Source organism: Streptomyces sp. NPDC002386 (genome assembly GCF_053593175.1).
On the sequence record NZ_JBSFBX010000016.1, the window covers coordinates 104,539 to 119,674 of the forward strand.

Below are 15,136 nucleotides of genomic sequence, written 5' to 3' on the forward strand. Positions count from 1 at the left end.
GCCCGGGTCCGCGTCCCTACCCCTGGTCCGCCACGAACGAGGCCATCCAGGCCAGCGCCGCGTTCCAGTTGACGGCCGTCTCGTCGGTGGACCAGGACTGGATGTCGTCGATGTAGCAGAACTGACCCGTGCAGCCCTTCAGCCTGCTCTGCGCGTAGGGGTCCTGGATGGCGGAGTTGGGTCCGCCGGCGAGGGTGCCGTCCGGCGGGTCCGGGAGCCCGGGGTCGAGTTCCCGGGCGTACCAGCGGCTGTGCTGGTGGTGGGCGGCGACCTCGCCGTAGCCGGTGACGTACGAGATGTTCAGCGCGTTGCGGCCGAGCAGGTAGTCCATGCTCTCCAGCGCGCCGTCCCGGTACTTCGCCGCGCCGGTGAGGTCGTAGGCCGTGGCGATGACGTGCGCGTTGTTCAGCACCTGGGCGTTGGAGCCCCAGTCGTAGACGTTGCCCTCCGGGGCGTAGGGCAGGCCGTAGGGCTGGGAGGCGGCGGTCGCCAGATAGGTGTCGGCCGCGCTGATCACGGACCGGCGCACCCGGTCCCGGCCGGGCAGCCGGTTCGGCACGGTGGCCAGGTCGAGCCGGCCGGCCGCGGCGGTGCGGCCCCAGTCGAAGCCGAGCGGGCCGAAGACGGCGGCGGTGTGGACCGGCGACCTCAGCACGTGGTCGGCGAACTCCTTCTCGCCGGTCGTGAGATACAGCTCGGCGGCCGCCCAGTAGAACTCGTCGGACGCGTCGTCGTCGGGGTAGGCGCCGCCGCCGGTGCCGTCGTTGGGATCCGGGTACGTCCGCGGGTGCGCGAGAGCGGCCCGCCAGGCCGTGCGCGCGGCCGTGAGCGCCCGCGCCGCGAACCGCGGGTCGTAGGGCCGGTAGAGCCGGGCGGCCTGCGCGGCCGTCGCCGCCAGGTTCAGGGTGGCCTGGGTGGTGGGGGCGTGCAGTTCCCGCTTCTGCGGGTCGTCGCTGGGCAGCAGCGGCAGCCCGGTCCACTCGGCGTCGTGCACCTTGCCGTGGGCCATGCCGGCGAGCGGCTGCCCGTGTGGCACCTGCATCCTCAGCAGGAACTCCAGTTCCCAGCGTGCCTCGTCGAGCACGTCGGGCACCTTGTTGCCGCTCTCGGGCAGGTCGAGGCTGCCGTCGCCGAGCCGGGCGGGCTCCGCGGTGCGCGCCGTCAGGGAACGCTCGTACGTGCTCAGCAGTTCCCAGGTGGAGATTCCGCCGTTGACGACGTACTTGCCGTGGTCGCCGGCGTCGTACCAACCGCCGGTGACGTCCAGCGTGTAGTCGCACAGCCCCGGGCGGCACGGCACGTCCTTGTCGCCCTGGTTGGGCGCGGTGCCGAGGTGGCCCGCGGGCCTGCCGTAGCCCGGGCGGAGATCGTCGCGGATCGCGATGCCGCTGCGCTGGGTGTAGTAGTACTTCAGCGAGTCGAGGCGCAGCCGTTCGTAGGCGCCGGTGCCGACGTCGAAGGGCCGGCTGGTCTCGTCGTCGGCGACCAGCGTGAAGCCCTCGCCGTGGCCGCGGTAGGCGCCGAAGTCGATCGAGTGGACGTTCTGGCCGGAGGAGACGTCGGTACCGCGCGGCACGGTACGGCCGTGGGCCACCGTCCGGCCGCCGGCGTCCCTCAGCCGCCAGGGCAGGGCGGTGGTGGCGTCGGTGACGAGGGTGGCGTTCTTGGGCCCGGTGGGCAGGTAGGCGACCTGGTTGACGCGGACCCGGGGCCCGGTGTCGGGCCGGTACACCTCCGGCGGGACCCCGCCGAGCAGCGACACGTCGTCCAGGCAGAGCCGCCAGGGGTCGGCGGCGCCGCCGGCCTGGAACGCGACCTGCGCCTGGCCGGTGTCCACGGGTGAGGTGAAGGTGTAGGAGTAGGAGTAGCCGTCACCGGAGGCGCCGAGCTGCGGACTGACCTCGAACCAGGTGTCGTACGGCGCCGTCTGCAGCCCCACGAGCGCCCGCACCGCATGGCCTTCGGGCACCCCGGACGCCTTGAAGGAGAAGCGGTACGACTCCCCCTTCACCAGCGTGACGTCGTTCTGCCCGACGGCGGCGTCCCAGCGGTTGGCGGTGCCCCCGGGTACATCGGCGCACAGCCGCCCCTCGGACAGGGCCGGGCTCGTGTTGCTCGTCGTCCACCAGGGCTCGGTGGTGGTGTCGAAGCCGCCGTTCCTGATCTGTTCGGTCGCGTCGGCACCGGCGGGGGCGGCCGGTAACGCGGTGAGCATGGCCGCCAGCAGGGCGGTGAGGGTCGGTGTCGCCGTCCTCGGTCGTTTCACGTCTGGGCTCCTCGGGGGAGGTGCGGGGGTCGCGCCCGCGTCAATGGGAGCGCTCCCAAGAGCGAACGTCCCCCATGTTTGTTCCAGACATGTCACCGCGTCAACGGTCCGGACGGGGGCGCCCGTTCGCGGCTCCCCGTCCGGACCCGCCCCGGCTCTCAGACGTCGAGCCGGCTGATGCGCACCGCTCCCCCGGCCCCGCCCGGATACGCGCTGGTGAGCCGGAGGCGCAGCCGCGAGCCGCGCACCCGGTCGAAGGTGATCACCGTCGGGGCGTCCGAGGCGGTGGCCCAGTCCGTCCTCGCCCCGGTCACCGGGACGTACGCGCGGCCGTCCCACACCTCCACCGCCGCCTCGGCGGGCCTGGCGTGGGTGCTGTCGACCGTGAAGGAGACCGCCACCCGGTCGAGGTCGCGGGAGCGGCCGAAGTCGACCGACACCCAGTCCGCGGCGCGGGCGCCGCTGAACGCGGGCAGCAGCGCCGTCGCCGCCTTGGCGAAGGCGTTGGACCAGCCGGTGGCCGGGTCCCCGTCCAGCATCGCGGCGGGCAGGGTGTCGGGCCGTCCCGAGTAACTGGCGTCCGCGTGCGGGAGGCCGGCGGGTTCCGGGCGGCCGGGCCCGAACGAGGTGACCGGCGTGGTGGCGACCGAGCGGGCCGGTGCGGTGCGCATCCGCACGGTGCCCTCGCGCAGGCCGGCCACCCGCGCAGTCACTTCGAGCGGGCCCGGCCGGCCGCCGGACCGGACGATCGCCAGGGCCTTGCCGTGGAAGGCGGTGCGGGTGCTCGCCTGGTAGCGCTCGGCGCTCTCCTCGCGGCCGTTGTCGACGCCGGCCAGGGAGCCCCCGGTGACGGAGAAGGAGATGAGGTGGCCTGCGTCGGGCACCACCACACCGTGCGCGTCCACGATCTCCGCGGTCACGAAGGCCAGTGAGCGGCCGTCGGCGGCCAGGGACTCGCGGTCGGCGGTCAGGCGCACCGCGTGCGGATCGCCGGCGGTGCGCAGCACGTCGGTGGCGACGATCCTGCCGTTCCGGCGGGCCACCGCCTTCAGCTCCCCCGGCCGGAAGGGCACCTTCCAGCTCAGGTGCAGCTTGCCCGCGCTGCCGTTGGGGCTGGTGTAACTGCCCGGGTAGGGGCCGCCGGTGAAGGTCTTGTCGTCACCGGTGGCCTCCGTGGTCTCCAGGTAGGCGCGGCCGTCGGTGGTCCGCTTGACGTCGAACTCCCTCGTTCCGAGGGAACTGCCGTCGAGGAACAGCTCCACGGAGGGCACGTTCGCGTACGCCCAGACCTCGACCGTCGTCCCCTCCTCGTGGTTCCAGCTCATCGGCAGCAGGTGGACCATCGGCTCGTCCGTCCACTGGCTGCGGAACAGGTGGTACATGTCCTTCGGGAAGCCGGCCGTGTCCACGGCGCCGAAGAAGGACGCCTTGACCGGGAAGACGTCGTACGGCGTCGGCTCGCCGATGTAGTCGATGCCGGACCACAGGAACTGTCCCGCGAACCACTTCCGGTCGCGGTCCTTCTTGTGGCCGTACTCGCCGCTCATCGTCCAGGAGGCGAGGTTGTTGTCGTAGGAGGAGGCGTCGCGCCGGCCCGGGGTGTGGTTCTCACCGGTGTTGAGGTGTTCGGGCTCCTGGTACGCGCCCCGGGTCGAGGTCTCCGAGGACGACTCGGACTCGAAGAGGAACAGGTGCGGGTAGGCGGCGTGCAGCGCGTCCACCGACTGGGCGGTGTTGTAGTTCAGCCCCAGTCCGTCGAGCTTGGCCAGCATGAGGTCGGCCGCCGAGCCCTTCGCCGGCACCCGGCGGTACTTGTCCGAGCCGATGACGAGCGGGCGGGTGTCGTCGGCCGCCCTGACGGCGCCGATGACCCGGTCGGCCATGGCCAGTCCGGCGGTGGTCGTGGAGTCGGGGATCTCGTTGCCGATGGACCACAGCACGACGGCGGGCGAGTTGCGGGCGGCGAGCACCATCTCGGTGGCGTCCCGCTCGCACCACTCGTCGAAGAAGCGCCCGTAGTCGTACGCCGTCTTGCCGGTGCGCCAGCAGTCGAAGGCCTCCACCATCATCACGATGCCCAGTTCCTCGCAGACCTGGATCATCTGCGGCGAGGGCGGATTGTGCGAGGTGCGGAAGGCGTTGACACCCATCGACTTCATGACGGTCATCTGCCGGCGCACCGCGTCCAGGCTGACCGCGGCACCGAGGGCGCCCTGGTCGTGGTGGAGGTCCACGCCCTTGATCTTGGTGTGCGCGCCGTTCAGGGAGAAGCCCTCGTCGGGGTCGAAGCGGAAGGCGCGGATGCCGAAGGAGGTGCTGTGGGTGTCGGTGGTACGGCCCCCGACGCGGAGTTCGGTGTGCAGGGTGTAGCGGTGGTGCGGGGTGTCGAAGTCCCACAACCGCGGCTTGGGGACTGTCAGTTCATGGGTCTCGGTGGCCTCGCCCGCGACGGCGGCCGTGCTCGACGTACGGGCGACCGTGCGGCCGTCGGGGCCGGTGACGCGGGACAGCACCTGGACGACCGCGCCGGTGCCGGACTCGTTCACCACCGTCGTCGCCACCCGGACCAGTGCCCGGCCCGCGGTGATCTCCGGGGTGGTGACCCGGGTGCCCCAGCGGGCCACGTGCACGGGCTCGGTGACCACGAGTCGGGCCTCGCGGTAGATGCCGCTGCCCGAGTACCAGCGGCTGCTGGGGAGTTGGTTGCGCACCTTGACCGCGAGGACGTTCGTGGTCCTGCCGTCGGTGTGCACGAGGCCCGTGAGATCGACGGCGAAGCCGGTGTAGCCGTAGGGATGACGGCCCGCCTCGGTGCCGTTGCAGTAGACGGACGAGTCCATGTAGACGCCGTCGAACTCCACCGAGATCCGCCGGCCGGCGTAGGCCGGAGGCAGCGTGAAGGACAGCCGGTACCAGCCGAGGCCGCCCGGGAAGAAGCCGGTGCCACTGGTGGTGCCGTGTTCCGTGGTGGGCGTCTGCTCGATGCTCCAGTCGTGGGGCACGGCGACCTGGCGCCAGCCGGAGTCGTCGTATCCGGGCTCCGCCGCGCCGGCGTGGCTCCCGCTCTCCCCGGCGCCGCCGTCCAGGTCGGCCAGCGCGAAGCGCCAGCCGTCCCGGAGCGGGAGGGTGTGGCGCCCTCCCGCCGCCCCGGAGGCACCGGCGGCCAGTGCCTCGGGGGCGCCCGGGAGCGCCCCGGCGGCGGGCGCCGCCGTGGCGGCGACGAGAACCGATCTGCGCGTGACCGTCATCGTTCTCCCTCATCCGGGCCCAGAAGTACTCACAACTGATCGTGTTCCAACAGATTCTGACGTCGCCGCGCACGCCGCCGTCAAGGGCCCGGAACCGCGCATTCGGACCCGGTGGCACATCGGCCGGAAATCCCCCTTGACCCTGTTCGACGGATCGACCCGACTGCCGGGAGTCACCGTCCCCGCGCCAGGTGCGGCACGCACTAGGCTGGAACGCGCGGGGTACCAACTGTTCACTGTGAGTGTGCGCTGGGAGCGGCGACGATGAGCCGGGTCTATCCGTTCGACGATGCGGCCACGGCCCGGGCCGTCATCGACGACGACGGAACACTGGTCGAGTGGAACGAGGGCGCGCGCCGCCTGCTCGGCCACCCGCCCGAGTCCGTCGTGGGCCACCCCGCCGCCCGCCTGCTGGCGGGGGAGAGCCTGCCCGAGGCGCCCCCCGGGACGCGCTGGCACGGGACGCTGGAGCTGCGCCACCGGGACGGCCGCACCGTCCCCGTGTGGCTGCTCGCCCACCGCCGGCCGCCCGGTGACGGCCACGGCGCCGACTGGTTGCTGGTCTCCCCCCTGACCGGCGACCGGCCGCACGCCCTGGACGACGACACGCTGACCGGGGCGAGCCTCATCCAGTCACCCTGCGCGGTCGCGCTCTACGACGACCAGCTCCGCCTCAGGCGCATCAATCCGGCCATGGCCGACTTCATCGGGCTGCCCGAGGAGCGTGTCAGGGGCCTGCGGATCTCCGAACTCGGCGGGCAGCGGCCGACGGAGGACCTGGAACGGGGCATGCTCCAGGTGCTGTCCACCGGCCTGCCGCTGGACATGGAGAACACGGGGAACGTCGGCGGCGACGACCGGATCACGGCCTGGCTCACCCGGATGGCGCCGATCACCGACGCGGGGGGCGGGGTGGTCGGCGTGTGCCTGGCCGCGCACGACGTCACCGACAACCACCGGGCCCGCCAGCGGCTGCAGCTGGTCAACGAGGCGAGCGCGCGGATCGGCACCACGCTGAACATCACGCGCACGGCCCAGGAACTGGCGGACGTGTGCGTACCCGTGCTCGCCGACTTCGTGACCATCGACCTGCTGGACCCCCAGGAGTACGACGGAGAGCCCCCGGCGCGCGTCACCGCGCCCCTGCGGCTGCGCCGCACCGCCCATCAGTCCGTGCTGGGCGGCGTACCGGAGGCGGTGGTCCGGCCGGGACGGGCGGAGCTGTACCCGGACTTCTCCCCGCAGGCCGACGCGTTGACCGCCGGGCGCACCATCATCGCCTCGGTGGCCGCCGGGAACATGGCCAAGTGGCACAGCTGGCACACCGCGCGCGACCAGGTCGTGCGGAGGTTCGGCATCCACTCGACCATGTCGGTGCCGATCCGGGCGCGCGGTCTGACCCTCGGGGTCGCCGTCCTCACCCGGCACCGGCGGCCGGACTCCTTCACCGCCGACGACGCGCTGCTGGCCGAGGAGATCACCACCCGGGCCGCCGTCTGCATCGACAACGCGCGCCGCTTCTCCCGCGAGCGCGAGACCGCCCTCGCCCTCCAGCGCAGCCTGCTGCCCCGCACGATGCCCCGCACGGCCGCCCTGCAGGCCCGCTCGCGGTACCTGCCGGCGGCCCGGGCCGGGGTGGGCGGCGACTGGTTCGACGTCATCCCGCTGTCCGGCATGCGGGTCGCGATGGTCGTCGGGGACGTGGTCGGGCACGGCATCCAGGCCTCGGCCACCATGGGCCGGCTGCGTACCGCCGTCGGCACCCTGGCCGACCTCGACCTCGCCCCGGACGAGCTGCTCACCCACCTCGACGACCTGGTGATCCGGCTGTCCGAGCAGTACAGCGGCGACGACAGCCCCGGTGAGGTGGGCGCCACCTGCCTGTACGCCGTGTACGACCCGGTGTCCAGGCGCTGCACGCTCGCCCGCGCGGGCCATCCGCAGCCGCTGGTGCTGCGGCCGGGCGGCGAACCGCACGAACTGGAGCTGCCCTCCGGTCCCCCGCTCGGGCTGGGCGGGCTGCCGTTCGAGTCCGCCGAGGTGGAGCTGCCCGAGGGCACCGTGCTCGCCCTGTACACCGACGGCCTGGTGAAGTCCCGCAGCCGGGACCTGGACGTCGGCAGGCGGCTGCTCGGCGAGGCGCTGAAGGCGTACGCGGGCTCCCTGGACGACACCTGCGACCTCGTGCTGCAGACGCTGCTGCCGCCGGGCGAGGTCACCGACGACGTGGCCCTGCTGCTGGCCCGCACCCGGGGGCTGCCCGCCTCCCAGGTGGCGACCTGGGACATCCCCGCCGACCCGGCACTGGTCGCGCCGATCCGCAAGCAGGTGCTGGACCAGCTCGAGACGTGGTCGCTGAGCGAGGCCTCGTTCACCGCCGAGCTGGTGGTGAGCGAGCTGGTCACCAACGCCATCCGGTACGGCTCGCGGCCGATCCGGCTGCGGCTGATCCACGACGCGGCCACGCTGATCGTCGAGGTGTCCGACAGCAGCCACACCGCGCCGCACCTCAGGCGCGCCAAGATCTTCGACGAGGGCGGCCGCGGGCTGCTGCTGGTCGCCCAGCTCACCCAGCGGTGGGGCAGCAGGCACACCACGGAGGGCAAGACCATCTGGGCGGAACTCACCCTGACCGGGGAGGATCAGTAGACCCGCAGCCAGGGCCGTACCTGTTTGCGGGCCTCGTGCAGGCGGGACTTGAAGGTGCCGAGCGGGATGCCGGCACGCTCGGCGGCCTCGGCGTAGTCGAGCTGGCAGATGTCCCGGTACACCAGGGGCGCGACCAGGTGCGGGTGCTCGCGCTCCAGCCGGTCCAGGGCCTCCAGCAGGTCCACCCGGGAGCCGGCGATCACGCTGGTGGTGCGCGGGTCGACGTGTTCGGCGGGCTCGATGACGGCGGGCCGCTCGGCCGCCCGCCGCTTCAGCTCCCGGTACTTCTGCCGGCAGCAGTTCGCCACGACGGTGTACAGCCAGGTGCTGAAGCGGCTGCGGCCCTCGAAGCCGGAGATGTGCCGGGCCACCTGGAGCAGCACGTCCTGCGCCGCCTCCTCGGCGTCCTCCCGGCACGGCAGGAACCGTCCGCAGCGGCGCACCACCTCGGGCCGCAGCCCGGCCAGCAACCGGTCCAGCGCCGCCCGGTCGCCGGCGGCGGCGCTCCGGGCGAGGTCTTCGGCCGTCGCCTCGTCCGGCACGTCGGGGCCCCCTGGAAGTCGATCTCAGGGCAGGCATGATAGCGGTATGCACTCCTTGGAGCGGATCGGCCGCTACCGCCTCCAACGGCGCCTGGGCACTGGCGCCTTCGCCACGGTGTGGCTCGCCCACGACGACGAGCTCGACGCGCCGGTGGCGGTGAAGGTCCTCGCCGAGAACTGGGCGCACCGGCTCGACGTCCGGGAGCGCTTCCTGTCCGAGGCGCGGCTGCTGCGCCGGGCCGGCTCCAGCCGGGTGGTGCAGGTCTACGACATCGGTGAACTCCCCGACGGCAGACCGTACTTCGTGATGGAGTACGCCGACGGCGGCACCCTCGCCGATCTGCTGACGGCCGGTCCGCTGCCGGTGCCGCGGGCGCTCGCGCTGACCGCGCTGGCCGCGCGCGGCGCCGCCGCGCTGCACGAGGCGGGCATCGTGCACCGGGACATCAAGCCGACCAACGTGCTGCTGCACACCGCCCCGGACGGGGAACGCAGGGTACTGCTCGCCGACCTGGGGCTGGCCAAGAGCCTCGCGCAGGCCTCGGTACTCACCCTCGCGGCCGGCTCGGCGGGTTACCAGCCGCCTGAGCAGGCGGAGCCGGGCGCGGGCATCGACGCCCGCGCCGACGTCTACAGCCTGGGGGCGGTCGGCTACGAACTGGTCACCGGCACCGTCCCGGGACCGCCCGGGAAGGTCGTGCCGCCAGGGCGGCTGCGGCCGGACCTGGGCGCGGACGCCGAGCGGGCCCTGCTGCGCGCCCTCGAGCCGGACCGGGAGCGGCGCTGGCCGGGAGCGCAGGCGTTCGCGGACGAGCTGGACCGGCTCGCGGCGCCCGTGGACGGCCGGGCGGGCGGGCGGCTCGACTCCCTCCGGCGGCGGCTCGGCACCGGGACGCTGGTCCTGGCCGCGGTGGCCGCGGCGGTGGCGGCCGCCGTCACGGTGACGCTGGTGCTGTACCGCCCCGGCTCCGGCGGCCGGACCGAGGTGCGGGACGCCACCGGCCGCGTCTCGGTCGAGGTGCCGGCCGGCTGGGCGCGCGAGCTGCGCGACTCCGGCTGGGATCCGCACGCCCTCGGGCTGCCCGCGGGGCACCAGCCGGGGCTGGTGGTCGCCGGCGACCTGTCCCGCTGGTCCGACATGCGGGCCGGGGTCGACGGCGTGTTCGTGGGACTCAGCGAGCACGGCGACGTCACCGCCCGGGTGACCGCCCTCACCCACACGAGCTGTCACTACGCCGGATCCCGGAGCTTCGAGAGCGCCGACTGGCACGGCCGCGTCCGGGCCTGGAGCGGCTGCCCGGACGGCGGCTCGGTCACGGAGTCGGCCCTGGTACCGGCAGGGGACTCCGGGGGGCCGCAGGTGTACGTCCAGGTCCGCCGGCGGGGTGACGGCGACGGGACCGAGACCGTACTGCGCTCACTGCGGGTGACCTGAGGACGTTCCGCGCGCCCAGGTGCGGGGAAGGGATTTCCGGGCGAGGCGAACTTTTCCGGCGCCCCGCGCATCGGAGTGTGGTGACGGCGCACCCGGCGCCGGAGGCACGCGCCCGTCGCGTGCCGTGAAGATCCAGGAGTGTTGAGCGACATGGCGTACTCATCCCGGTCCCCGCGGCGCGGGGCCCTCCTCGCGGGCGCGGTCGCCGTACTGGGCCTGCTGACCGCCTGCGGCAGCCAGGACGGCAGCTCCGCGCCCCAGAAGGTGTCGGGCACGGCGGGTCCGGCCACCGAGGCCGGCGGCAGCCCGGCCTCCACCGTCTCCTCCCCCGCCGCCTCCACCCCCGGTGGCACGGCTTCCTCCTCCGCACCGAAGACGGGCACGACGTCGGGCGGAACCAGCAGCGGCACGAACACCGGCACCGGCACCGACAGCGGCGGAAAGACCGCCGCCACCAGCACCCGGTGCCACACCTCGGAGCTGCGGGCCGCCGTCGGCCGCAACAACCCCGGCGCCGGCCAGGAGAACTTCCCCCTCGTGCTCACCAACAGGTCGGGCCGGACCTGCACCCTGCGCGGCTATCCGGGAGCGGCCTTCGTGGACGCCTCCGGCACCCAGCTCGGTCCCGACCCCAAGCGTTCCTCCGGCACTGCGGCGACCGTCACGCTCAAGCCCGGGCAGAGCGCCTGGGCCGGTCTGACCTTCTCCAACCCGGAGATCAGCGAGGCGAAGACGGCCAGGCCGTCCGGGCTGCTGATCACCCCGCCGGACGAGCGGGACCATCTGAAGGTGGCGTGGACGGCCGGGGAGGTCCCGGTCGGCGGGAACTCCTCCTCCGTGTTCCTGACCGTCTTCAGCCCCGGCACCGGCGCCTGACCGGCTCCCGCCGCCGGGACGGACCCCGCCCGGCGGGACTCGTTCCGGCGCTCCGGGATCGATTCCCGGGCGCGGCGGGCACCCGGTCACCGTGGTGCGCGCGCCGGCGTTTGCTTTCATGGGCGGGCACCACCTGGAGACCGATCCGGAAGGACCCGCCCTGAACACCCCGCTCGCCGAGGCCCTGTCGGCCGTGCTGCTCGTCGCCGTGCTCGCCTGGGCGGTCGTACGTCCCTTCGGCTGGCCCGAGGCGGCGCTGGCCGTGCCCGCCGCCGGGATCGTGATCGCCACCGGTGCGATCCCGCTGGAACACGCCCGGGCGGAGGCGGAGCGGCTCGGGCCGGTGGTGGGCTTCCTGGCGGCGGTGCTGGTGCTCGCCCACTTCTGCGACGTGGAGGGGCTGTTCCAGGCGTGCGGGGCGTGGATGGCGCGCTGGGCGGCGGGCCGGCCGGTGCGGCTGCTGACGGCGGTGTTCGCGCTGGCGTCGGCCATCACGGCCGTGCTCAGCCTGGACGCCACCATCGTGCTGCTGACGCCGGTCGTCTTCGCCACCGCCGCGCGCACCGGCGTACGGCCGAAACCGCACGTGTACGCGTGCACCCATCTGTCCAACACGGCGTCGCTGCTGCTGCCCGTGTCCAACCTGACGAACCTGCTCGCCTTCGCGGCGAGCGGACTGAGCTTCACCCGGTTCGCGGCCCTGATGGCGCTGCCCTGGCTGGTGGCGATCGGCGCCGAGTACCTGGTCTTCCGGCGGTTCTTCGCCCGGGACCTGACGGCCGCGGCCCCGGTGTCCGCAGAGGCCGCCGAGGCGCCGCCGCTGCCGCTGTTCGCGCTGGTGACCGTGGGCTGCACACTGGCCGGGTTCGTGGTGGCCTCGGCGTTCGGCGTGGACCCGGCGTGGGTGGCCGCGGCCGGCGCGCTGGTGCTGGCCGGGCGGGCGCTGCTGCGGCGCAGGGCGACGCCCCTGGCCGTGGTGCGGGCGGCGGCCCCGGCGTTCCTGGCGTTCGTGCTGGCGCTGGGCGTAGTGGTGCGCGCGGTCGTCGACAACGGGCTCGCGGACGTGCTCGGGCGGGTCCTGCCCGGCGGCACCGGGCTCGCCGCGCTGCTCGGGACCGCCGCGCTGGCCGCCGTGCTGGCCAACCTCATCAACAACCTGCCGGCCGTGCTGGTGCTGCTGCCGCTCGCCGCCCCGGCCGGTTCCGGCGCCGTGCTCGCGGTGCTGCTCGGGGTGAACATCGGCCCGAACCTGACGTACGCCGGGTCGCTCGCCACCCTGCTGTGGCGGCGGATCGTGCATCAGCACGAGCACGGCGTGGACCTCGGGGAGTTCACCCGGCTGGGTCTGATCGCCGTGCCCTGTTCGCTGGCGGTGTCGGTGGTGGCACTGTGGGGGGCGCTGCAGATTCTCTGAGGAATTCCGTGAGCCGAGGGAGGCCGGCCGGATGCGCGTGATCGCCTGGCTCGTCGAGGGCACCTGGCCCGCCTGTGTGGACGCCGTACGCACCCACGCCCCGCCGGACGCCGAGGTGGTGCTGCTGCACGTGTCCGGACCGGACGTGCCCGGGGTGGCGCACGGCGCGTTCGCGGGGCTCCTGGGCCGCGGCCATCCCGAACGGGATCCGGGCGGGCTGCTGGAGGCGCTGGAGGGCACCTCGGCCACCGAGATCCTGGACGCGGCGGCAGAGCGGCTGGGGCGGCCGTGCGCCCGCGCCGAGCGGTCCGGCCGGGTCGAGCGGGAGGTGGTGGCCGCCGCCGAGGGCGCGGATCTGCTGGTGCTTGCGCGGGACGGCGACCGTTCGCGGCTCGGGCCGCGCAGTCTGGGTCCGGCCGTCCGGTTCGCCGTCGACCACGCGCCCTGCCCGGTGCTGCTGGTCTGGCCCGAACCGGCCCCCGGCCTGGCGACGATCCCGCCCCCGCCGCCGCATCACCACCACTGAGCGGGCGGCGGGTCAGTGGTGGTGGTGCCCGCCGCCCCCGCCGTAGCCACCGCCGCCCCAGGAGCAGTAGGACGGGTGGACGGAGCAGAAGTCGGGGCTCGGTGAGTCCGGCGGCGGGGCGGTCGACACGGCCGCCGTCGGGGTGGGCGACGGGGACGGGGACTTCGCGGCCCCGGGGGTGACCCTGGCCGGCGTGGACGGCGCGGGCGTGCTGTCGATGTCCCAGTTGACGATCTGCATCTCCAGGTCGGGGGCGTCGGTGTCGACGCTCCAGCGCTGGGCGGAGGTCGCGGTGCGGACCTTGAGCACGAGGGCGCCGGAGCCGTCGGTGGCGGCCGGGGCAAGTGCCAGGTCCTGGTCCGAGCGGGGCACGAGGGCGCCCTGGAGGGTGAAGTCGTAGCGGATGTCCTTGGCGGCCCTCGCGGTGGCCGAACAGGGCGCGAGCCGGACCGAGTAGCCGAGGTGGGAGTCCAGGCACAGGTCCGGTGCGGAGGCGTTGCGCAACAGCCCGTCGGTCTCGTACCGCCACTGCTGGACGGGGGCCGAGGAGCACTTGGTGAGTTCGGTCTCGGCGCCCTGGACGGCCTTGCGGCCGACGACGTCCACGCACAGGCCGGAGGCGAGGTTGTGCAGCCGGCCGCGCAGGGCCCCCTGGGTGGTGTCGCTCGAGCCGGCCCAGGACGGGCCCGGCCCGGCGGAGTCCTCGCCCGGTGTCCGGGAGGGGGTGGCGTCGGGGGCGGGCGCCGGTTCGTCTCCGGGGCTGAGCACCGACCACAGGACGAGAGGCAGTACGACGAGGCCGCTGACCGCGGCGGCGGCGAGGGCGAGATCGCGGCGGCGGGCGCGGCGGGCGGCCCGGTGCGCGGACCGGCGGGAGGGTCCGGGTGGGTTGAGGGGCGCGGTACGGCGGGATGCCGCTGAGGCGTGGGACGGCGCGGGAGCGAAGACCTCGCCGCCGGGCGGGGCGGCCGCCGGTCCGGGCCCGGGGCCGGTGGCCGCGTCGGGGAGGGTGGCGCGGGCCTCCAGGTAGGCGCGGGCGCCCCAGCCGAGGACGGCCTCGGCGAGGGCGAGACCGAGTCCCGCGTTGAACTGGGCGAGTTGGTCGGCGGTCTGCCGGCAGTGCCGGCAGCCGGCCAGGTGCCGCTGCAGATCGGGGTCGATGTCGACGCCGCCGCGCCGGAAGGTGACGTCGAGCATGCGCAGGTAGCGCCGGCACTCGGTCTCGGGCGCGAGTTCGCGGTGTGCCTGGAGGCACTCCTCGCGCAGCCGGTCGCGGGCGCGGCCGAGTTCGACGTGGGTCTCCTCCTCGTCCTGGCCCAGCAACGCGGCCGGTACGGCGAGGGGTTCGGCCTCGACCTCGATGTGCCACAGCACGGCGCGGGCGGACTGGGGCAGCCGCTGGAAGGCCCGGGAGAGCAGCCGCCGGCCGGGCGGCGGGAGCAGCCGGGCGGACGCCCGCTCACCGGTGGCGGGGTCGGTGCGCAGGGCGGGGTGCAGCAGTTCCTGACGGCCGTCGCCGTCCCACTCGGCGGCTATCCGGCGGACGGTGACCAGCAGATGGGGCCGCCACGCGGCGGACGGGCCCGACTGCCTGAGGGACTCGCCGAACAGCCGGGTGAAGGCGGCGGTGGTGAGCATGCCGGCGGCCCGGGGCCCGTCGGTGCACAGCCGGGCGTAGGCGAAGGCCGCCTCCCAGTGCCGGTCCAGGAGTTCACCGACCGGGTGCAGCGCGGGTGAGGTTCCCGTCCACTTCCGCAGTTCGGCGCTCAGCCGCTCGTCCGGGACTTCGAACCGGCGGCCGGTCGGCACGGAATCCGACCTGCCTGCGTCATTCACCGCTGCATTCCTCCAGAACGGCACGGAAATTAGTCCATACCAACGGGTATGGATTGGCCTCGGCATCCCGAACGCCGCCGTGGCAGCTCTTTTGAAGCGTGGGGGGCGTACGGAGCGGCCTGGCGCATGCAGCGGAAAATGTAATTGTCTGCGCGCCGACAGCGCACACTTTTACACAGTCGGGCACTAGGGAACAAGAGATCTCCCGGTTCCCGACAACGGAATTCCGGCGGTTGCCCTTTTGACATTTTGTCAAGAAAGCCTTCGTGCCGCATTACCGCCGTTCACACCCGCTCGCCGGGCACCCGGCGGCGACTGGGCGCCGGTCCGCGCGGCACGGGGGC

General features: G+C 73.9%; 9 protein-coding genes. 5 read left to right on the forward strand and 4 right to left on the reverse strand.

Annotation, left to right across the window (positions count from 1 at the left end; all coding sequences use genetic code 11):
* Positions 1-16 precede the first annotated feature (16 nt).
* Positions 17-2,266, reverse strand: coding sequence for a glycoside hydrolase family 9 protein (locus tag ACWCPN_RS28410; RefSeq protein WP_451211593.1), 2,250 nt, complete (start codon positions 2,264-2,266; stop codon positions 17-19).
* 158 nt (positions 2,267-2,424) lie between these two features.
* Positions 2,425-5,514: a glycoside hydrolase family 2 TIM barrel-domain containing protein gene (locus tag ACWCPN_RS28415; RefSeq protein ID WP_451211596.1), complete on the reverse strand. Its 3,090-nt coding sequence runs from the start codon at positions 5,512-5,514 to the stop codon at positions 2,425-2,427.
* 264 nt (positions 5,515-5,778) lie between these two features.
* On the opposite strand from ACWCPN_RS28415, the gene ACWCPN_RS28420 reads away from it, so the two are divergent.
* Positions 5,779-8,163, forward strand: a complete 2,385-nt coding sequence (locus ACWCPN_RS28420; RefSeq protein WP_451211599.1) for a SpoIIE family protein phosphatase — start codon at positions 5,779-5,781, stop codon at positions 8,161-8,163.
* On the opposite strand, the gene ACWCPN_RS28425 is transcribed toward ACWCPN_RS28420, so the two are convergent.
* A complete protein-coding gene (locus ACWCPN_RS28425) occupies positions 8,157-8,705 on the reverse strand; it encodes an RNA polymerase sigma factor (protein WP_199213043.1) in 549 nt (182 codons plus the stop codon). The genes ACWCPN_RS28420 and ACWCPN_RS28425 overlap by 7 nt on opposite strands.
* A 46-nt stretch (positions 8,706-8,751) precedes the next feature.
* Here ACWCPN_RS28425 and ACWCPN_RS28430 point away from each other — a divergent pair, with 46 nt between their 5' ends.
* From ACWCPN_RS28430 to ACWCPN_RS28445, 4 genes are all read left to right on the forward strand, one after another.
* Positions 8,752-10,140 (forward strand): serine/threonine-protein kinase, encoded by a 1,389-nt coding sequence (locus ACWCPN_RS28430; RefSeq protein ID WP_451211602.1) that lies wholly within the window; start codon positions 8,752-8,754, stop codon positions 10,138-10,140.
* Between the two features lie 150 nt (positions 10,141-10,290).
* Entirely contained in the window at positions 10,291-11,016 is a 726-nt protein-coding gene (locus tag ACWCPN_RS28435) for a DUF4232 domain-containing protein (protein ID WP_451211605.1), read from the forward strand.
* 118 nt (positions 11,017-11,134) lie between these two features.
* Positions 11,135-12,430, forward strand: coding sequence for an arsenic transporter (locus tag ACWCPN_RS28440; RefSeq protein WP_451211608.1), 1,296 nt, complete (start codon positions 11,135-11,137; stop codon positions 12,428-12,430).
* 31 nt (positions 12,431-12,461) lie between these two features.
* Positions 12,462-12,956: a universal stress protein gene (locus ACWCPN_RS28445; RefSeq protein ID WP_199213750.1), complete on the forward strand. Its 495-nt coding sequence runs from the start codon at positions 12,462-12,464 to the stop codon at positions 12,954-12,956.
* 12 nt (positions 12,957-12,968) lie between these two features.
* On the opposite strand, the gene ACWCPN_RS28450 is transcribed toward ACWCPN_RS28445, so the two are convergent.
* On the reverse strand, positions 12,969-14,792 hold the full coding sequence (locus ACWCPN_RS28450) for a ricin-type beta-trefoil lectin domain protein (RefSeq protein ID WP_451211612.1): 1,824 nt from the start codon (positions 14,790-14,792) through the stop codon (positions 12,969-12,971).
* Positions 14,793-15,136: the final 344 nt, after the last annotated feature.